The sequence below is a fragment of the Actinomadura nitritigenes genome (assembly GCF_017573545.1).
Lineage (GTDB): Bacteria > Actinomycetota > Actinomycetes > Streptosporangiales > Streptosporangiaceae > Spirillospora > Spirillospora nitritigenes.
Genome location: NZ_JAGEOK010000014.1, coordinates 248419 through 266704, shown reverse-complemented (window position 1 = coordinate 266704; position 18286 = coordinate 248419). Strand labels below are relative to the sequence as shown.

General features: G+C 71.6%; 18 protein-coding genes. 7 read left to right on the top strand and 11 right to left on the bottom strand.

What is annotated here, in order from left to right:
• Positions 1 to 86: 86 nt before the first annotated feature.
• Entirely contained in the window at positions 87 to 1070 is a 984-nt protein-coding gene (locus J4557_RS23445; protein WP_208268866.1) for a helix-turn-helix domain-containing protein, read from the bottom strand.
• A gap of 115 nt (positions 1071 to 1185) precedes the next feature.
• Between J4557_RS23445 and J4557_RS23440 the strand changes: the two genes are divergently transcribed.
• Both J4557_RS23440 and J4557_RS23435 read left to right on the top strand, forming a co-directional pair.
• Positions 1186 to 1647 (top strand): rhodanese-like domain-containing protein, encoded by a 462-nt coding sequence (locus J4557_RS23440; protein WP_208268865.1) that lies wholly within the window; start codon positions 1186 to 1188, stop codon positions 1645 to 1647.
• A 223-nt stretch (positions 1648 to 1870) separates the two neighbouring features.
• Positions 1871 to 3412 carry a DEAD/DEAH box helicase gene (locus J4557_RS23435; RefSeq protein WP_208268895.1) on the top strand — a complete coding sequence of 514 codons (1542 nt, stop codon included), beginning with the start codon at positions 1871 to 1873 and terminating at the stop codon, positions 3410 to 3412.
• A 60-nt stretch (positions 3413 to 3472) separates the two neighbouring features.
• Here J4557_RS23435 and J4557_RS23430 read toward each other — a convergent pair whose 3' ends face one another.
• From J4557_RS23430 to J4557_RS23420, 3 genes are all read right to left on the bottom strand, one after another.
• Positions 3473 to 4072, bottom strand: coding sequence for a DUF3558 domain-containing protein (locus J4557_RS23430; protein ID WP_208268864.1), 600 nt, complete (start codon positions 4070 to 4072; stop codon positions 3473 to 3475).
• 117 nt (positions 4073 to 4189) lie between these two features.
• Positions 4190 to 4966: an acyltransferase gene (locus J4557_RS23425; RefSeq protein WP_208268863.1), complete on the bottom strand. Its 777-nt coding sequence runs from the start codon at positions 4964 to 4966 to the stop codon at positions 4190 to 4192.
• A 125-nt stretch (positions 4967 to 5091) separates the two neighbouring features.
• Positions 5092 to 5559 (bottom strand): hypothetical protein, encoded by a 468-nt coding sequence (locus J4557_RS23420; protein ID WP_208268862.1) that lies wholly within the window; start codon positions 5557 to 5559, stop codon positions 5092 to 5094.
• A 170-nt stretch (positions 5560 to 5729) separates the two neighbouring features.
• Here J4557_RS23420 and J4557_RS23415 point away from each other — a divergent pair, with 170 nt between their 5' ends.
• Positions 5730 to 6257: a peptidylprolyl isomerase gene (locus J4557_RS23415; RefSeq protein WP_208268861.1), complete on the top strand. Its 528-nt coding sequence runs from the start codon at positions 5730 to 5732 to the stop codon at positions 6255 to 6257.
• A gap of 61 nt (positions 6258 to 6318) precedes the next feature.
• Positions 6319 to 7206: a rhomboid family intramembrane serine protease gene (locus J4557_RS23410; protein WP_208268860.1), complete on the top strand. Its 888-nt coding sequence runs from the start codon at positions 6319 to 6321 to the stop codon at positions 7204 to 7206.
• A 205-nt stretch (positions 7207 to 7411) separates the two neighbouring features.
• Here the strand turns inward: J4557_RS23410 and J4557_RS23405 are convergent, their stop codons facing one another.
• Positions 7412 to 7669: a cell division protein CrgA gene (locus tag J4557_RS23405; RefSeq protein ID WP_151541695.1), complete on the bottom strand. Its 258-nt coding sequence runs from the start codon at positions 7667 to 7669 to the stop codon at positions 7412 to 7414.
• A gap of 109 nt (positions 7670 to 7778) precedes the next feature.
• Between J4557_RS23405 and J4557_RS23400 the strand changes: the two genes are divergently transcribed.
• Genes J4557_RS23400 through J4557_RS23390 form a run of 3 tightly spaced genes read left to right on the top strand, consistent with a single transcriptional unit; the run spans position 7779 to position 9412 of the window.
• Entirely contained in the window at positions 7779 to 8534 is a 756-nt protein-coding gene (locus tag J4557_RS23400) for a DUF881 domain-containing protein (protein WP_208268859.1), read from the top strand.
• Between the two features lie 30 nt (positions 8535 to 8564).
• Positions 8565 to 9206, top strand: coding sequence for a class E sortase (locus tag J4557_RS23395; RefSeq protein ID WP_307800148.1), 642 nt, complete (start codon positions 8565 to 8567; stop codon positions 9204 to 9206).
• A gap of 8 nt (positions 9207 to 9214) precedes the next feature.
• Positions 9215 to 9412: a hypothetical protein gene (locus tag J4557_RS23390; RefSeq protein WP_208268858.1), complete on the top strand. Its 198-nt coding sequence runs from the start codon at positions 9215 to 9217 to the stop codon at positions 9410 to 9412.
• A 435-nt stretch (positions 9413 to 9847) separates the two neighbouring features.
• Here J4557_RS23390 and pknB read toward each other — a convergent pair whose 3' ends face one another.
• Genes pknB through J4557_RS23360 form a run of 6 tightly spaced genes read right to left on the bottom strand, consistent with a single transcriptional unit; the run spans position 9848 to position 18279 of the window.
• Positions 9848 to 11659 carry a Stk1 family PASTA domain-containing Ser/Thr kinase gene (gene pknB / locus J4557_RS23385; protein ID WP_208268857.1) on the bottom strand — a complete coding sequence of 604 codons (1812 nt, stop codon included), beginning with the start codon at positions 11657 to 11659 and terminating at the stop codon, positions 9848 to 9850.
• A 22-nt stretch (positions 11660 to 11681) separates the two neighbouring features.
• Positions 11682 to 13118, bottom strand: coding sequence for a serine/threonine-protein kinase (locus tag J4557_RS51045; RefSeq protein WP_208268856.1), 1437 nt, complete (start codon positions 13116 to 13118; stop codon positions 11682 to 11684).
• Positions 13115 to 14596 carry a penicillin-binding transpeptidase domain-containing protein gene (locus J4557_RS23375; RefSeq protein WP_208268855.1) on the bottom strand — a complete coding sequence of 494 codons (1482 nt, stop codon included), beginning with the start codon at positions 14594 to 14596 and terminating at the stop codon, positions 13115 to 13117. The genes J4557_RS51045 and J4557_RS23375 overlap by 4 nt, the downstream gene beginning before the upstream one ends.
• 10 nt (positions 14597 to 14606) lie before the next feature.
• The gene (locus J4557_RS23370) at positions 14607 to 16193 is read right to left on the bottom strand and encodes an FtsW/RodA/SpoVE family cell cycle protein (RefSeq protein ID WP_208268854.1); all 1587 of its coding nucleotides are present in this window, start codon (positions 16191 to 16193) and stop codon (positions 14607 to 14609) included.
• Positions 16190 to 17776: a Stp1/IreP family PP2C-type Ser/Thr phosphatase gene (locus J4557_RS51040; protein ID WP_208268853.1), complete on the bottom strand. Its 1587-nt coding sequence runs from the start codon at positions 17774 to 17776 to the stop codon at positions 16190 to 16192. Before J4557_RS51040 ends, J4557_RS23370 begins: the two co-directional genes overlap by 4 nt.
• Positions 17773 to 18279 carry an FHA domain-containing protein FhaB/FipA gene (locus tag J4557_RS23360; RefSeq protein WP_208268852.1) on the bottom strand — a complete coding sequence of 169 codons (507 nt, stop codon included), beginning with the start codon at positions 18277 to 18279 and terminating at the stop codon, positions 17773 to 17775. Before J4557_RS23360 ends, J4557_RS51040 begins: the two co-directional genes overlap by 4 nt.
• Positions 18280 to 18286 lie beyond the last annotated feature (7 nt).

The following is an 18286-nucleotide window of genomic DNA, read 5'->3' as shown; positions in this document are numbered from 1 at the left end:
GACGAGCCGCCACCCGGCGTCGCCCGCGGCGAACCGGAAGGCGGCGATCCTCATACGCCGCCGCGCTTAGGCCCCGCCGCGCCCCCTCAGGACGGGGCGGTGGCGCGGAAGGTGCGGCGGTAGGCGGACGGCGAGGTGCGCATGGCGCGCCCGAAATGGTGCCGGAAGGTCACCGGGCTCTCGAAGCCGACCGCCGCGCCGATCTCCTCGATCGGCACCGTGCCGTCCTCCAGCAGCGGCAGCGCGGCCATGATCCGCTGCGTGACGACCCAGCGCAGCGGGCTCGTCCCGGTCTGCCGGTTGAAGTGCCGGATGAAGGTGCGGGGCGCGAGGTGCGCCTCCCGCGCCATCCGCGCGACGGTGATCGGCTCGGCGAGGTGGTCGAGCGCCCACCGCATGCTCCGCGCGACCGGATCGTCCTCGGCGGGCGGCGTGACGGCGGCCTCGACGAACTGCGCCTGCCCGCCCTCCCGGTGCGGCGGGACGACCAGGCGGCGCGCGACCGCGTTGGCGACGCGGGCGCCGTGGTCCTTGCGGACCAGGTGCAGGCACATGTCGAGCCCCGCGGCGCTGCCCGCGCCGGTGAGGACGTCGTCGCCGTCCACGTACAGCACGTCCGGGGTCACGCGGACGTCCGGGTAGCGGCGCCGCAGCAGGTCCGCGTACCGCCAGTGCGTCGTGGCCTCGCGCCCGTCCAGAAGGCCGGCGGCGGCCAGCGCGAACGCGCCGGAGCAGATCGACACGACGCGGGCGCCGCGCGCGTGCGCCGCCCGCAGCGCCGCGACGACCTCGGGCGCGGGGTCGCCGCGGACGTCCGGGACGGCGACGACCATCACCGTGTCGGCGGACGCGAACGCGTCCAGGCCGTGCTCGGCGGCCATCGTGAACCCGCCGACGGCGCGCATCGGGCCGCGCTCCAGAGAGCAGACCCGCAGGTCGTACCAGGGGACGTCGAGTTCGGGACGGGGCAGGCCGAAGACCTCGACGACGGAGCCGAGCTCGAACGGCGCCATGCCGTCGAACGCCAGCACCGAGACGGTGTGCCGGCGGGCCGGAGCGGCGAGGTGCATGGCGCGATGTTATCGGTACCCGGCATTCATGCCACTCCCGGACACCGGGCCCCGGGCGCGAGGATCGAGGCACCAGAGCAGGACGACCAGAACGAACGAGCAGAAGGAGCCGCCGATGAGCGCCGTCAACGCCGTGCCCGCCGCCCGCCCCGACGAGGCGCGCCGGCACTTCGCCGCCCGCCTCGCCTTCGAGACCGACGCCTCCGACGTGGCCGCCGACCTCGCCGCCGGGACGCCCGGGATCGTCGTCGTCGACACCCGCAGCACCGAGAGCTGGGCCCAGGGGCACGTGGACGGCGCCGTCCACCTGCCGACCGCGGAAATCGCCGCGCGCGCCGCGGCGTTGGTCCCTGAGGGCGCGACCGTGGTCGTCTACTGCTGGGGACCGGGCTGCAACGGCGCGCAGAAGGCCGCCCTGGAGTTCGCGAGGCTCGGCCGCCCGGTCAAGGAGATGATCGGCGGGTTCGAGTACTGGGCGCGCGAGGGATACCCCGTCGCGACCGCCTCCGGCGCCGTCACCCGCCGGTCTCCCGACGCCCTCACGGCGCCCGTCACGGGCATCTCCTGCGCATGCTGAGACCGGCGGGGCGAATGTTCCGCCCGGGACGGGGCATAAGGAGGCACCCGGCCGACGTTAGACTCTACAAATCATTCTTCGGCGCCCCGATGGCGCCAGGCTCGTCCTTGTAGCCCACCGATCGCGTTCCGGCGATCACACCGTGGTGCCTCCCGAGACGTGCCCCCCTCTCGGAAGGTAATGCGTGACCACAGCTGCTGCTGCACAGAACCCGTCCGCCGACATGCCGGCCGCGCCCGAGGGCGCGACCGCGGACGTCGAGCGGGTTCCCACCTTCGCCGAGCTCGGCCTCCCGGCCGCGCTGGTGTCCGCCCTGGCCCGCCAGGGCATCGAGGCCCCGTTCCCGATCCAGGCCGCCGCGATTCCCGACGTCATGGCGGGACGCGACGTCCTCGGCCGCGGTAAGACGGGCTCCGGCAAGACCCTCGCCTTCGGCCTGCCGCTGCTCGCCCGCCTGGCGGGCCGCCGCGCCGCGCCGAAGCGCCCGCTCGCGCTCATCCTCGTCCCGACCCGCGAGCTGGCCCAGCAGGTGCAGACCAACCTGGAGCCGCTCGGCCGCGGCCTCGGGCTGAAGTTCAAGACCGTCATCGGCCAGACGTCGATGTTCAAGCAGATCGACGCGCTGCGCCGCGGCGTCGAGGTCCTCGTCGCCACGCCCGGCCGCCTCAAGGACCTGATGCGGCAGGGCGCCTGCGACCTGTCCGACATCGAGATCGCGGTGCTGGACGAGGCCGACCACATGGCCGACATGGGCTTCCTGCCCGACGTCACCGACATCCTGGACGGCGCCAAGCCCGGCGGGCAGCGGCTGCTGTTCTCCGCGACCCTCGACAAGGACGTGGACGTCCTCGTCAAGCGGTACCTGAACGACCCGGTGACGCACGCGATCGGCCCGGTGGACGAGTCCGTCGACACGATGGAGCACCACCTGCTGCTGGTGGCGCCCAAGGAGAAGGGCGCGATCACCGCCGAGATCGCCAACCGCGAGGGCCGGACGATCCTGTTCGCCCGCACCAAGCACGGCGTCGACCGGCTCGCCAAGCAGCTCACGCAGGTGGGCGTCCGCGCGGCGGGCCTGCACGGCGGCAAGAGCCAGGGCCTGCGCACCCGCACGCTCGCCGAGTTCCGCGAGGGCTCGATCAGCGTGCTGGTCGCCACGGACGTCGCCGCCCGCGGCATCCACGTCGACGACGTGTCGCTCGTCATGCACGTCGACCCGCCCGCCGACCACAAGGACTACATGCACCGCGCGGGCCGCACCGCCCGCGCCGGCGAGCGCGGCACCGTCGTCACGCTCGTCCTGCCGCACCAGGTCCGGTCCACGTCCGCGATGACCCGCCGCGCCGGCATCAACGCGCCGCGCGTCCGGGTGACCAGCGGCGACTCCGAGCTCATGAAGCTGACCGGGGCGCGCGTCCCGTCCGGCGTCCCGATCGAGGAGCCGCTCATCCCCGAGCGGCCGCGCCGCGAGGGCGGCCGGGGCGGGCGCCGGGGCGGCCGCGGCTTCGGCGGCGGCGGTCGTGGCGGGCGCTCGTTCGACCGGCAGGACGGCGGGCAGCGCTCCGAGGGCCGCGGCGAGGGCTCGTACGAGCCGCGCCGTGAAGGCGGCGGCTACGGCGAGCACCGCGGTCCGTACGCGGGCGGTGAGCGCCGCGGCGGCGGTCCCCGGTCCGGGGGCGGCTCGCACGGCAGCCGCCGCTCCTACAGCGGCGGGGGCGGCAAGCGCCGCGACGGCGGAGACCGCCGCGCCGCCCGCTACAACTGATCCGAAACGCGCGGAAGCCCCGTCCGGAACACCGGACGGGGCTTCGGCCTGCATGGCGCCTCAGATCCGGCTGATGACCAGGCGGGCCACTTCGGCGAACTTGCGGCCGGGCACGACCTTGGGGGCGCTGAAGATCACGGTTCGGGTCTGCCCGTAGGACTTCTTGCCGGCCGCGATCAGGCCGATGCCGCCGTCGGTGATGTAGAACACCGCGGCGGATCCGATGCCGGGCACCCTCCGCGTCTTGACGTTGGCCGCGTTGGCTATGGCGTTGATGGACTTCTGCGGGGTGAACGTGCGGGTGCTGCTGGTGGTGACGATCAGCGCGAAGGGCTTGGCCGTCTTGGTGCCGTAGATGCACTCGTGGTCCCCGTCGGAGATCTTCGGGGTGGCCGTGATCGCCGTCCGGCTGGAGGCGCCGCCGAGCAGCGTCTTCAGTTCGGCGGCGGTCAGCAGCGCGCACGCGGAAGTGATCTTCGCGACCGGGCGGAGCGAGCGGATCGCGCCGGGACGGCGGGACGCGCCCGCACCGGCGCCCGCGGTCGGTGAGGCGGAGGCCGGGCTCTTCGCCGCGTCCGGGGTGGCAGGGGTTCCCTGCCCGCAGGCGGTCAGCGAGGCGGCGGCCACAAGCAGCGGCGCGATTAGCACCTTAAGAGACATAGCGGACAGAGTAATGAATTTCGGTCGGGCATCCGGCGCTGAAAGGGACTCATTTCCCGAGCCGTATTCGCCGCGCCGGAACAGACCAACCATGCTCCCCGGGGCCGCCGGCTCCGATCAGCCGGCTTCCTCGCGGAGCTTGTCCTGCAGGAGCTGGAGGCCCTCCAGGCCGTCCACGGAGAGGGCGGCCAGCTCGTCCAGCGACATCAGCGGGCTGTTGCGCAGCGGCGGCTGCCAGCCGTTCTCCGCGTCGTAGCTGCGCAGCACCTTGGCCGGAACGCCGCCGATGACCGCATGGTCGGGGAACTCGCCGCGGACGACCGCGCCGCCCGCGACGGCGACGTTCCGGCCGAGCCGGGTCCCCGGGAGGATGATCGCGCCGGTGCCGATCCAGCAGCCGTCGCCGATCACCACCGGGTTGTTCTCCGGCCACTGCCGGCCGATCGGCACCGCGACGTCGCCGTAGGTGTGGTTCTGGTCGGTGATGTAGACGTTCGGGCCCGTGAAGACGTCGTTCCCGATCTCGATCGACTGGTGCCCCACGATGTGGGTGCCGCGGCCGAGCGAGCAGCTCGACCCGATCTTCACGATGACGTCCGGGCCGAGGTCGAGCCCGGGCACGAAGCCCGCCGAGATCGTCACGTGCGTGCCGACGAGCGTGTGGTCGCCGATCGAGATCCACGGCTCGCCGTAGATCGCGCCCACCGGGAAGCCGATGCACGCGCCCTCGCCGAGGTAGGCGAAGCGGCGCCGGCCCGGCGTGTGCGGGGTGATCTCGCCGTGCCGCTGGACCCACTGCCAGCCGGCGTGCACCGCCGTGTGCAGCCCGCGGCGGGCCCGGTCCCTGGCCCGGCCGGCCAGACGCTGCGCCATGGAGCGCGGATTCGGCGACATGGCGTTCACCGTACCGGTTGGTAGCTAACGGCGGAACGCGCGGACCCCATGACGCGGGCACGCATGACGCGGGGCCCGGCCGGCGGTGCGGCACGGGCCCCGCGCTCGCGCGGACGGGCGGACGGTCAGTGCGGCGAGGGCACCTGGCCGTCCACGTCGGAACCGGCGACCGTCATCGAGTCGGCCGAGACGGCCTCCCCGTGCTCCCCGGAACCCCCGGCCATGTCGCGCATGGCGTCGCGCTTGGTCAGCACGATGCCGGCCATCCCGGCGGCCGCCACCATGCCCATCATCGCCATCATGGCGCCGCGCCGGGGCCTGGCCTTCGGCGGCTCCACCCGCTCGGCGACGTCGCCGAGGAACGCGCTCACCCGCGGGGCGAGCCCGGTCTCCACGTACCGGGCCGCCATCCGCAGCCGCGGCGCGCTCCAGCCGCGCACGACCATCAACTGGTCCTGGGCGGCCGGCATCATCCGCTCCGCCACGGCGGAGGCGCCCTCCTGGGCGCGTCCGGCGCCCTGGCGGGCCGCTTCCTGGACGCGGCTGAGCCGCGTGAGCATCTCGTCCTGCGGCTTCCGGCGGATACTAATCATTAGGGACACGCTAACCTCCCTGTTTGCGAGGTCCTGTCAGGCAGCCTTCCCGAGTGCCGGAAGGTAAACCCGTCCCGCGCGATCGATTGGTCACGCACCGTGACGGATCCGGGCCTGGCCGGGACCCGAGGGAACGCACGGAAAATCCACTTCACGAGGAGGCGGCCAGCGTGGCCAACGAGACCTTCGCGACGCTCACCACGTCGCTCGGCAAGATCGTGATCCAGCTGTACCCGGAGCAGGCACCGGAGACGGTGGCGAACTTCACCGAGCTGGCGGAGGGCAAGCGCGTCTGGACGGACCCGAGCACCGGGGCGAAGTCCGAGGCGCCGCTGTACAACGGCACGGTCTTCCACCGCGTCATCCCGGGCTTCATGATCCAGGGCGGGGACCCGCTGGGCACCGGCACCGGCGGCCCGGGCTACAAGTTCAAGGACGAGTTCCACCCGGACCTGAGGTTCAACAAGCCGTACCTGCTGGCGATGGCGAACGCCGGGCCCGGCACCAACGGCTCGCAGTTCTTCATCACGACCGACAACATCGGGCAGGTGCAGCACCTGACCGGCCGCCACACCATCTTCGGCAAGGTCGTCGAGGGCACCGACGTGGTCGACCGGATCAGCACCGTCCCGACCGGCAGGATGGACCGTCCCAAGGACGACGTCGTCATCGAATCGGTGACGATCGAGCGGCGTTAGTCGTTTCCCTGGGTGAGACCCAGCGCCGGGTGACACCCCGCGACGGCCCGACGGAGACCGGATGAGCACAGAACAAAGTCCCGCGCCCGAGACCTCGGTGCCGACCTGCTACCGGCATCCGGGGCGGGAGAGCCATGTCCGCTGCACGCGGTGCGACCGCTACATCTGCCCCGACTGCATGCGGGACGCGGCGGTCGGGCACCAGTGCGTCGAATGCGTCGCCGGCGGGAACCGCGGCAGCGGGCGCAGCACCGCACCGCGAACGGTGCTGGGCGCGCGGGGCCCGGATTCGGCGGTCCCGGTCGTCACGTACACGCTGATCGGCCTGTGCATCGCGGTGTACCTCGCCGAGCTGGCGTCGATGCGCGTCGTCACGGACTTCATGATGCTGGGCCGGTGGGTGCAGCCGGACGGGGAGGTCATCGGGGTCGCCGGGGGGCAGTGGTACCGGCTGGTCACGACGATGTTCCTGCACGAGCGCGGGGGGTCGTTCGGCTTCACCCACATCCTGTTCAACATGTGGGCGCTGTACGCGGTGGGGCCGGCGCTGGAGCAGGTCCTCGGCCGGTGGCGCTACCTGGCGCTGTACCTGCTGTCGGGGCTGGGCGGCTCGGTGCTGCTGTACCTGGTCGACCCGAGCGGCGCGGCGGTGGGGGCGTCCGGGGCCATCTTCGGCCTGTTCGGGGCGTACTTCGTGATCGGCCGCCGGCTGGGCGCGCCCGCCGGCCCGATCCTGTTCCTGCTGGTGATCAACCTGGCGATCACCTTCTCGGTGAAGGGGATCTCCTGGGAGGGGCACGTCGGCGGGCTCGTCGTGGGCGCGCTGATCGCGCTGGCGTACGCGTACGCGCCGGCGGCGCAGCGGCGGCTACTCCACATCGGGATGCCGGTGGTCACGTTCGTGGCGCTGGCGGCCCTGGTGACGGTCAAGACGCTGGCGCTGACCTGAGGGCCGCGGGACGGTCTCCGGGCGCGCGGAAGCCGCCCGTGCCCCTCGGGGGTGCGGGCGGCTCTTCCGTGGACGGCGGCGGGTCCCCGAAGACCCTTCGGTACCCGGCCTGTGGAAAACCTGGGGAAAGCCGGGGCCAGAGATCCCCAGCCTGTGGATAACTTTCGTGGATTCGTGCGCCGCGAAAGCGGGTATCCAGCCCGGATCAGCGCCAGCGGGTCGACAGCACCACGCCCAGGATGATCGCCACGAAGCCGATCCCCAGGTTCCAGTTGTGCAGGTCGGACATGAACGGCACGTTCGTGCCGGTGCTGGCCGTCACGTAGAAGACCGCGATCCAGGCCAGGCCGATCAGCCACAGCGCGACCATCGTCGGGACCAGCCAGCGCGGGCTGACCTCCGGTGCCTTCGACTTCTGCGGGGGCGTGTAAACGGCCTTCTTGCGCACTTTGGACTTGGCCACGGTGGGATCGATCTCCTCGGGCGTCCGGCGGCCGGAGCGCCGGACCGCGCATGGGTGGTTTGTCGGTTAGCGTAGTCGCTGGTGAGCACTGTCTGATGAGCAGTTCTGGATGATGAGGGTACGGCGTTCGGCGTGGGGAAGCATCATCCCAGCTCTCACGTTCCTCGCGGGAACCCTGTTCGCGGCGAGCGCGAGCACGGCCCGCGGCACCAGCCTGCGCGACGAGGGCCGCACCCGCGTCACCGACCTCATCGGTGACGAGCAGCGCGCCAACCGCCGCGAACGCGCCGACTACCGGCGCCTGCGCGGCGACGTCGACGCCCTCTCCCGCGCCGCCGGACGCGCCGACGCCCGCGTGAAGCAGGCCCAGGGCGACGCCGACCGGCTCGCCCCGGCCGCCGGCTTCACCGCCTACACCGGCCCCGCCGTCCGGGTGTCCCTGGACGACGCGCCGCAGCCGTCCGGCGGCCTCCCGTCCGGCGTCCGCCCCGACGACCTCGTCGTCCACCAGAGCGACGTCCAGGCCGTCGTGAACGCGCTCTGGGCCGGCGGCGCCCGCGCGATGCAGATCATGGACCAGCGGGTGATCGCCACCAGTGCCGTCCGGTGCGTCGGCAACACCCTCATCCTCCAGGGCGTCGTGTACTCGCCGCCCTTCCGGATCACCGCCGCCGGCGACCCCGCCCGCCTGCGCGCCGCCCTCGCCGCGTCCCGCGACATCGCGATCTACCGCAAGTACGTCCGCGCCTACGGGCTCGGCTACTCCGTCCGCACGCTCTCCCGCGCCGTCCTTCCCGCCTACACCGGCAACGTGACCATGAAGCACGCTACGGTGCCGACGGAGGCGCCGCGAGGCGCCCACTGAGCCTCGGGAGGGGGACGCGCGGTGCGGTTGGTGATCCGTGGCCTCGGCGAGCTGTGCATCACCGCCGGTGTCATCGTGATGCTGTTCGTCACCTACGAGCTGTGGGGCACGGGCCAGTACACCAGCGCCCAGCAGGACCAGCTCGGCAAGCGGCTCCTGAAGTCGTGGCAGGCGCCCAAGGTCACCACCGAGAAGGTCCGGCTCGGCAACGGCCTGGCCATGATCCGCATCCCGAAGTTCGGCAAGAGGTACCACTACGTGATCATCGAGGGCGTCGGCGTCTCCGACCTGCGCAAGGGGCCCGGCCACTACCCCGGCACCGCGCTGCCCGGCCAGGTCGGCAACTTCGTCGTCTCCGGCCACCGGACGACCTACTCCGCCCCCTTCAACAAGCTCGGCGAGCTCGACCGCGGCGACGAGATCCTCATCGACACCCGCGACGACCAGTACGTCTACAAGGTCACCGACCGCAGGATCGTCAAGCCGACCGAGGTCGACGTCACCGCCCCGGTCCCGTTCCACCCCGGCCGCCGGCCCACCGACCGGATGATCACCCTCACCACCTGCCACCCGAAGTACTCGGCCGCCAAGCGAATGATCATCTTCGGTGAGCTGGCGTCCGCCGCGCCGCGCGTCGGGCCCGGCGCCCCGTCCACCGCCGCCGGAAGGTAGGAGACCCCGTGTACGCCTGGATCTGGCGCCACCTCCCCGGCGCCTGGCCCGCCAAGACCGGCATCGCCCTGGCCCTCGCCGCCGTCCTCGCCGCCGTGCTCTGGTGGGGCGTGTTCCCCTGGCTCGAACCCAAGGTCCAGCTCGACCACGGCGTCGTGGACGGCACCCCCACCCCGACCTCCACCAGCCCGGCCAAACCCGGCTGACCTGCGCGTTCGTGGCGCGGGCGGGCCGGCGCCGGATTCGCGAGAAAAATTCGGTTGAAACCCGTAACGTCTGGGACGCCCCACACGAAGACCTATCGAGGGCTTCCGCCATTGCCCCCGAGTGGCGGAAGCCCTCCTTTCTGTTTGCAGAGCCCTTGGCGTCAGGCGCTGGGGCGCTTTCCTTCGGCGGGCCCTGCGGCGATCGCTGCATCGCTCCGACTCGCCCTGGGGGCTCGCTGCGCGATCAGATTCTCGCTTCGCTCGAATCTGGCTTCGCACGCGATCGCAACGTTCCGGTTCCCGGCGAGCTCGGCCTACGGACGATCACCTTCTGCTCTGCGGTGGTCCCGCCCTGCTGATCCCGTTGCGTCCCCCAAGGACGTTGAAGGGCCCGTCCCCGGTGGGGACGGGCCCTTCAAGCTGTGAGCGAGGCGGTCACCCGCCGCCGAAGTTCGGGAACTGGGGGCCTCCGGTGGTCGGGGTCTCCGGCGGGGTCGGCTGCTGCGTGGGCTGCTGCGCCACGAAGATGGTCACCGTGTCACCGGGCGCCACCGTCGCGTCCTGGCCGGGCGACTGGTCGTAGACGAAGCCCGTCGCGACCTGCTTGTCCGGGGGCGGCGTGCCCTCCTGCACCTTGCACTTCAGGCCGAGGCTCTCCAGCTTGGCGCAGGCGGCCCGCTTGCTGCTGTTGAACAGCGCCGGGACCTTGAGGTTGCTCGGGCCGTTCGAGATGACCACGGTCACCGTCGAGTGCGGCTTCACCTGCGAGCCGGCCGTCGGGTCGGTGCTGATCACGCTGAGCCGCGGGACGTTGTCGCTCGTCTGCACCGATTTCTCGACCTTGAAGCCCTTCTCCTCCAGCATGTTCTTGGCCACCGAGTACGGCTTGCCGGTCACGTCCGGCACCTCGACCTTCGGCACCGGCTTCGGCCCCCTGGAGACCAGCAGGACGACCGACGCGCCCTTGTCCAGGCTGGAGCCCGGCTTCGGCGTCGAGGTGATGACGGAACCCTTGTCGACGTCGTCGCTGTAGTCGGTCTGCGGCGCGCCGACCTTGAAGCCGAGCTTGGTGAGCTGCGCCGACGCGGTCTTCGCGTCCTGGCCGACGATCGAGGTCGGGATGGCGATCTTGTCGCTGCCGCCGTCACCGCCGCCACCGCTCATCATCCAGCCGATGAGCGCGGCGCCGCCGATGAAGACCACGGCGAGCGCGATCCACAGCGCCGCCTTCTTGCCGCCGCCGCGGGGCTCGCCGTCCTGGTCGTAGTGGACGGGCGGCAGGTTGTACCCGTCGTCCACCGGCCGCTGCACCTGCGTGTGCGCGCCGCCGGGGTAACCGCCCATGACCTGCGTGCCCTGCGGCTGCGCGCCCATGAGCATGGTGGACGCCGCCGTCGACGCCACCGGCTGGCCCTGCAGGACGCGCTGGATCTCCTGCCGGAACTCCGTCGCGTTCTGGTAGCGGTGGTCGGGGTCCTTCGCCATCGCCTTCAGGACCATCGCGTCCGCCCACTGCGGGATGTTCGGATCGACCTGCGACGGCGGGACCGGCTCCTCCCGGACGTGCTGGTAGGCGATCGCCACCGGCGAGTCGCCCGTGAACGGCGGACGGCCGGTGAGCAGCTCGTACAGCACGCAGCCGGTCGAGTAGATGTCGCTGCGGGCGTCGACGCGCTTGGCCTGCGCCTGCTCCGGCGACAGGTACTGCGCGGTGCCGATCACCTGCGCGGTCTGCGTCATCGTGGACGCCGAGTCGGCCATGGCACGGGCGATGCCGAAGTCCATGACCTTGACCTCGTGCTGCCGGGTGAGCATCACGTTGGCCGGTTTGATGTCGCGGTGCACGATCCCGCCGCGGTGGCTGTAGTCCAGCGCGCGCAGGATGCCGTCGGTGATTTCCAGTGCCTTCTCGGGGAGCAGCGCGCGGTTCTCCCGCAGCAGGTCGCGCAGCGTGCTGCCGTCGACGTACTCCATCACGATGTACGGGATCGGGGTGTCGCCGATCATGTCCTCGCCGGTGTCGTACACCGCGATGACGGAGGGGTGGTTCAACGACGCGGCGGACTGGGCCTCCCGCCGGAACCGGGCCTGGAACGTGGGGTCGCGCGCCAGGTCGGAGCGCAGGGTCTTGATCGCGACCACGCGATCCAATCGCAGGTCACGAGCACGGTAGACCTCGGCCATGCCGCCGCGCCCGATCACCGTGTCGAGCTCGTAGCGGCCGCCGAGCAGCCGAGGTTGACTCATATGTGCACTTTCCCTCGTACGTCTACACCTTGTTGTCCGAACTTAGCTCCCCGCTCTGCGTGGGCGAGGGATCCGGGCTCGGAGTTGACGGAGTCGTGGTGCTCGCCGTCGGTGTCGGTGTTGGCTCAGGGGCGGTGGGAGTCGCCCGGGACGGTTTCGTGGTCGGCTTGTGCGAAGGAGACGCGGTGCGGCTCCGTGGCGTTGACGGACGGATCCTATGCGCCCGGTGCGGCCGGGTGACAGCCGGTCTGGGGGTCGGTGTCCGGTCCGCGGACGGTCCGCCGGGGGTGGCGGCCGGATCGTCGACGCTGTCACCGCCGACCGGGCTCATGACGGGGGCCCGCGGCGCGTCCCGCCGGTCGCGGGCCGCACCCGACGCGCCCTTCCACAGCGAGCCGACGACGATGGCTCCCACCACCAGCAGCACGGCGGCGACCGAGGCCACCGCCAGTACCGTGCGCCGTTGCCCGGTCACTGTCCCGGTGGTGAGGTTATCCTCCGCACCGTCAGCGTCAAATCCCGACATAGCGGTTGTCCGTGATGCCCGGTCCGGAGCGGGGCCGGTGCGCAGCGGCGCCGCCAGCGGATCGACGACCGTCGGGCGCTCCGCCCCGGCCCGGCCGTCCCGCGCCCGGCGGCCCGTGCTCAGCGAGCGGCGGATCGCCAGGGCCCGGTCCGCGACCGCGGCCGCCCCGTCCGGACGGTCCGCCGGGTCCTTCGCCAGCATCTCCATGATCAGCGCGCGCGCCGGCTCCGGCACCCGCGTGGGCAGCGCCGGGGGCGCGTCCCTGACGTGCTTGAGCGCGACCTCCACCGGCGTCTGCCCGTCGAACGGCGGCACCCCGGCCAGGCACTCGTAGGCCACCACGCCCAGCGAGTACAGGTCCGCGGCGGTCGTGATCCCGCTCGCCGACGCCTGCTCCGGCGAGATGTAGTGCGCCGTCCCCATGACCATCCCGGTCTGGGTCTGCGACGCCGCCGCGAGCCGCCGCGCGATGCCGAAATCGGTGATCTTCAGGGTGCCGTCCGGCGACACCATCAGGTTCGCCGGCTTGACGTCCCGGTGCACGATCCCCGCCTCGTGCGCCACCGCCAGCGCCCGGCCCGCCTGGACCAGCAGGTCCAGCACCGCCTCCACCGGCAGCCCGCCGTCGCGCACGAGGATCTCGTCCAGGGGCTCGCCCGGGACCAGCTCCATGACCAGGAACGTCCGGCCGTTCTGCTCGCCGAAGTCGAAGACCTGCGCGATCCCGCCGTGCGCCAGGCCCGCCGCGAACCGCGCCTCCGACTCGAACCGGCCGCGCGCCGACACGTCCGCGCCGAGCTCCAGCCGCAGCAGCTTCACCGCCACCGGGCGGCCCAGCGACTCGTCCCGGGCCCGCCAGACCTCGCCCATCCCGCCGGTGGCCAGCCGCTCCAGCAGCCGGTACCGGTGGTTCAGGACGAGGCCCGCGCTCACTTCTTCAACACCTGGCGCATGATCGCCGCGGCGATCGGGCCCGCGCCGGTCGCGCCGAAGCCGGTGCCCTCGGTCATCACCGCGAACCCGTACCGCGGGTTGTCGGCCGGGGCGAACCCGACGAACCAGCGCGCGTTCGGGATGCCGGGGCCCTGCTCCGCCGTACCGGTCTTACCGGCGATGTTCATGCCCTGGAGGTTCTTCGCGGTGCCCGCCTGGACCACGGCGCGCATCATGTCCTCGAACTGGGACGCCTGGTCGCCGGACAGCGGCTGGCTGTACTCCTTCGGCGAGGCGCCGTACAGCTCGCTCTGGTCCTTCGCCCGGACGGTGTTCACGACGTAGGGGTTCATCAGCTTGCCGTGGTTCACGATCGCCGCCGCGACCATCGCCATCTGCAGCGGCGTCGCCCGCACGTTCTCCTGGCCGATACCGGACCGCGCCGTCGCGTCCCGGCCGGTGTGCTGCTGCTTGCCGTCGGCATCGGTGTAGTTCACCGGCACGTCGCTCTCCGCGGCGGGCATCATCGGCTCGATCTTCACCGGCTTGCCGAACCCGTACTCGCCGGCGCCCTCGCTCAGCCGCTCGATGCCGAGCTGCAGCGCCAGCCGCCCGAAGGAGGTGTTGCAGGACTCGGCGTACGCGCCCTTCATCGGTGCCTGGCCGCCGCAGGACCCGCTGTCGCTGTCGTTCGGCAGGTTCGTGCCGGACTCCGGCAGGGTCAGCGGGGAGGTGTCCAGCGTCGTCTGGTCGTTCATCCCGAGCTTGTTCATCGCGACCGTCGCCGTCACCGTCTTGAACGTCGACCCCGGCGGGAACGTCTGGCTCAGCGCGTTGTCGTTCAGCGGCCGGACCACGCCGCTGCCCTTCTCCAGCTGCTCCAGCCGCTTGACGCCCTTGTCGCCGGTCTGCGGCGCCACCTCGTTCGGGTCGTAGGACGGCCACGACGCCGCCACCTGGACCGCGCCGGTCTTGGCGTCGATCACCACGGCGCCGCCGCGGCGGCCGGGCGCCGTCTGCGCCTTCAGCTGCGCGTACGCGGTCCGCTGCGCCTGCGGGTTGATCGTCAGCTCGACGTTCGCGCCCTCCGGCTTCTTGCCGATGAACGTGTCGAACCAGTGCTGGTTGGCAATCCGCTTGTCCTTGCCGCCCAGCAGCGAGTTGTAGGCCCGCTCGACCTGCGTGGCGTTGCCGTTGAAGTACCCGGTGACGGGCGCGAAGATCGGCCCGTCCTTGTAGGTCCGGCCGTACTTCGGGTTGTCCTTGCCCGTCGGCGTGGACGTCACCAGCACCTCGCCGCCCGCGGAGATCTGCCCGCGCGGCGAGTTGAACACGTCCTGGTACTGCCGCGCGTTGTGCGGGTCGGTGCGCAGGCTCTCCGCCTCGCTGCCCTGGACGTAGTTCACCTGCGCCATCAGCCCGAAGAACAGCAACATCCCGAAGACGGCCACCCACCGGATCGGCTTGTCCATGTTCATGGAGCGGAGATCACCTCGTGCTCACGATCTGGGTCATGCCCTCGTCCTGGATGGCCTGTGGGGCGGGCTTGCGGGCGTCGTGGCTCATCCGGACCAGGATGGCGATCAGGATCCAGTTCGCCATCAGCGACGAACCGCCCTGGGACAGGAACGGCGTGGTCAGACCGGTCAGCGGGATCAGCTTGGTCACCCCGCCGACGATCACGAAGACCTGCAGGCCCAGCACGAACGAGACGCCGCCCGCGAACAGCTTCAGGTACGGGTCCCGCGCGGCGACCGCCGTCTTCATGCCGCGCTGCACGATTAAGGCGTAGACGAGCAGCAGCGCCATGAGCCCGGTGAGCCCGAGCTCCTCGCCCATCGAGTCGAAGATGAAGTCGCTGAACGACAGCGGCGTCTGCCACGGCTGGCCCTGCCCGAGCCCGGTGCCGAGCACCCCGCCCTCACCGAGCGCGAACAGCCCCATCATCAGCTGCCGGCTGTCGGAGTACTGGCCGCCGAGCTTCGCGCAGGCCGTGTAGCCCGGGTAGCCGCTGCCGGCCGCCTTCTCCCTCTTGTAGATCGTGGTGTCCGGGTTGACCGGGACGACCTTGCCGCTGTCCAGCAGGCAGCCGCCGTCGAAGTACGGCTTGGGGTTCTGCCAGATGTCGATGCGCTGGTTGACGTGCGCCATGAACGGCAGCTGCGTCGCCACGAAGACGCCCACGGTGAGCAGCCCCACGCCGATCGCCACCCACGACACCCGCTGCGTCGCGATGTACAGCATCGACACGAACAGGCCGAAGAACAGCAGCGCGGTACCGAGGTCCTTCTGCATGAACAGCACGCCCAGGCAGAAGAACCAGATCACGACGATCGGGCCGAGGTCGCGGGCGCGCGGCAGGCTGAACGGGCCGATCTTCTTGCCGATCAGCGACATCGCCTGCCGCTTGTTCACCAGGTACCCGGCGAAGAACACGACCAGCAGCAGCTTGGCGAACTCGCCCGGCTGCACCGACAGCGGCCCGACGTGGATCCACACCCGCGCGCCGTTGATCTCCGCGCCGATGCCCGGCACGATCGGCAGCAGCAGGAGGATGATCGCGATCAGGCCGGTCAGGTACGTGTAGCGCTGCGCGGTCTTCGGCGTGAACGACAGCGGCGCGTCGGTCTTGGTGGTGTCCCGCATGATCGCGACCGCGGCCACGAACAGCGCGATCCCGACGAACGTCCACAGCAGCTGTCCCGGCGCGTCCGCCGCGTCCTTGATCAGCTTCTTGCCGGCCAGCTGCGCGGCCTTCTTGGTGTCGCTGGTGTCCAGGTCGAGCCGGTAGATCATCGCCAGCCCGAGCCCGTTCAGCGCCACCGCCAGCGGCAGCAGCAGCGGATCGGCGTACGGCAGGAACTTCGCCTGCACGAAGTAGGCGGCGAGCGCGAGCACCACCAGGCCGCCGCCGATGGTGAACAGCCCCGCGGGGATGTGCCCGTCACGGGCCAGCCCGACCTCCGCGAACGCCGACAGCGTCAGGACCATCGCGAACGCCAGCAGCGCGAACGACGCCGCGTTGCGCCGCTGGTAGGGCAGGACGGCCCTGATCTGCTCCCCGAGCGAGCTCATCTATGGCTACCCCCGTCGGACGGGCAGTCCTTGATGGACGTGTTGCTCGCCTTGCACTCGTCGCGGCGGTCGCCGAGCTCCTTCAGCTTCGCCTCGGCCGCCTGCTGCCCGATGAACGCCAGGCTGCCCTTCGTCACGGCCGACGCGTCCGAGGTCGGCAGCTCGCTGAGCGGGATGTCGCTGTTGGTGATCTTCTTCTCCTGGCAGTTGCGCTGGCCCTGCCCCTTGACGACGACGACCTTCCCGGCCTCCTCGGTCAGGACGTACTTGCACACGCGGTTCTTCAGGTCGTTGAGCGCGGACGGGCCGCTGACGCTGTAGGTGCCCTTCACCTGCGCCTGCAGGTCCGCCGGCAGGTCCGCGACGAGGATCGGCGGGTTCGGCTGCTTGTCGGCCTTCCGGGACAGGCTGATCCCCGGCACCTTCTGCGTCGTCCCCCGGTACAGGACGACCTTGCCGTCCTCCGCACCGATGTAGTAGCCGTTCCGGACGTTCTGCACCAGCACGAAACCGCCCGCCACCACGGCCACCACCACGACGCCCGCCACCACGATCAGCCATGTCCACCGGCGCGCGCTCCCACCGCGCCGCCGCGGCGCCGCCATCGGCTCCTGCATGCCCTGCGGCATCGCGCCTGGGGGCCCCGGCATCGGATCGCTCATCGGCATCGGCGCCGGCGGCGGCATCTCGTCCACCGCGACCGGCGGCTGCGGCATCGTGTCCCGCAGCTGCGCCGCCCGCCCCGCCGGGGTGTCGGCCACCGTGACGTTCGCGCCCGTCCCGCCGCCCGGCGGCTCCGGCGGCGCGGCGTTCGCCGCCGCCCCCACCGCGTGCCCCGGACCGCCCGTCGGCGGATGCCGCTCCAGGTCCACCACGTCCGCGACCACGCAGGTGATGTTGTCCGGGCCGCCGCCCCGGTTCGCCAGGTCGATGAGCTGCCGGACGGCCTGCTCCGGCTCGTCCACGTCGGTCAGCACCTGGAAGATCGTCTCCGCCGTCACCACGCCGGACAGCCCGTCCGAGCACAGCAGGTAGCGGTCGCCGACCTTCGCCTCCCGCAGCGACAGGTCGGGGTCGACCTCGCCGCGGCCGTCCAGCGCGCGCAGCAGCAGCGACCGCTGCGGGTGCGTCGCCGCCTCGTCCGGGCTGATCCGGCCCTCGTCCACCAGCGACTGGACCAGCGTGTGGTCGTGCGTGATCTGGAAGAGGCTGCCGTCCCGCAGCAGGTACGCGCGCGAGTCCCCGATGTGCACCAGCGCGACCTGGTTGCCCGCCCAGAGCATCGCCGTCAGCGTCGTGCCCATGCCCTGCAGCGCCGGGTCGGACTCCACGATGCGGTGCAGGTTGTCGTTGGCCGTCTTCACGGTGTGCTCGAGCGCGGCGAGCAACTCGTTCGCGGGCAGGTCCTTGTCGAGCCCGCGCAGCGCGTCGATCGCGGCGGCACTGGCGATCTCGCCGCCGACGTGCCCGCCCATCCCGTCGGCGACCGCGAGCAGGTGCGCCCCCGCGTACGCCGAGTCCTCGTTGCCCTCGCGCAGCATGCCGACGTCGGAGCGCGCGGCGTAGCGGATTCCCAGTGTCATTTGCGCAGCTCGATCACGGTCTTGCCGATACGGACCGGTACGCCGGGGGGCACCGGCATCGGCCGGGTCACCTTCGTGCGTCCGAGATATGTGCCATTGGTCGAGCCGAGATCTTCCACGATCCACTGACCGTCCTGCGCATAAAGTCGGGCATGCCGGCTCGAAGCGTAGTCGTCGGTCACCACGAGCGTGGCGTCATTGGCGCGACCGATGGTGATGGGCACCCCCGTGAGATCGATGACGGTGCCGGCCCGTTCGCCCTGGACGACCACGAGCTTGCTGGGGGCGCCGCCCTGGGCGGCGCGGCGCGGCGGCGGGGGCGCCGCCATCTGCGGCCGGCCCGCCTTCGGGGGCCGGGGAGGCTGGGCCGCCCGGGTGGCCGCCTTCGTCGCCGCCTTCGAGCCGAACAGGTCGGCCCTGATCACACCGACGGCCGCGATGACGAAGAGCCAGAGCACCGCGAGGAACGCCAGCTTGATCAGCGTGAGGGTGAAATCGGACATCGGAGTC

Excerpts from the sequence above, each read along its gene's own strand:
- J4557_RS23445 (WP_208268866.1), bottom strand. The coding sequence starts at position 1,070 with ATGCACCTCGCCGCTCCGGCCCGCCGGCACACCGTCTCGGTGCTGGCG.
- J4557_RS23370 (WP_208268854.1), bottom strand. The coding sequence starts at position 16,193 with ATGAGCTCGCTCGGGGAGCAGATCAGGGCCGTCCTGCCCTACCAGCGG.
- J4557_RS51040 (WP_208268853.1), bottom strand. The coding sequence starts at position 17,776 with ATGACACTGGGAATCCGCTACGCCGCGCGCTCCGACGTCGGCATGCTG.
- J4557_RS23400 (WP_208268859.1), top strand. The coding sequence starts at position 7,779 with ATGATGAGGGTACGGCGTTCGGCGTGGGGAAGCATCATCCCAGCTCTC.
- J4557_RS23435 (WP_208268895.1), top strand. The coding sequence starts at position 1,871 with ATGCCGGCCGCGCCCGAGGGCGCGACCGCGGACGTCGAGCGGGTTCCC.
- pknB (WP_208268857.1), bottom strand. The coding sequence starts at position 11,659 with ATGAGTCAACCTCGGCTGCTCGGCGGCCGCTACGAGCTCGACACGGTG.
- J4557_RS23375 (WP_208268855.1), bottom strand. The coding sequence starts at position 14,596 with ATGAACATGGACAAGCCGATCCGGTGGGTGGCCGTCTTCGGGATGTTG.
- J4557_RS23410 (WP_208268860.1), top strand. The coding sequence starts at position 6,319 with ATGAGCACAGAACAAAGTCCCGCGCCCGAGACCTCGGTGCCGACCTGC.
- J4557_RS23420 (WP_208268862.1), bottom strand. The coding sequence starts at position 5,559 with ATGATTAGTATCCGCCGGAAGCCGCAGGACGAGATGCTCACGCGGCTC.
- J4557_RS23430 (WP_208268864.1), bottom strand. The coding sequence starts at position 4,072 with ATGTCTCTTAAGGTGCTAATCGCGCCGCTGCTTGTGGCCGCCGCCTCG.
- J4557_RS23440 (WP_208268865.1), top strand. The coding sequence starts at position 1,186 with ATGAGCGCCGTCAACGCCGTGCCCGCCGCCCGCCCCGACGAGGCGCGC.
- J4557_RS23425 (WP_208268863.1), bottom strand. The coding sequence starts at position 4,966 with ATGTCGCCGAATCCGCGCTCCATGGCGCAGCGTCTGGCCGGCCGGGCC.
- J4557_RS23360 (WP_208268852.1), bottom strand. The coding sequence starts at position 18,279 with ATGTCCGATTTCACCCTCACGCTGATCAAGCTGGCGTTCCTCGCGGTG.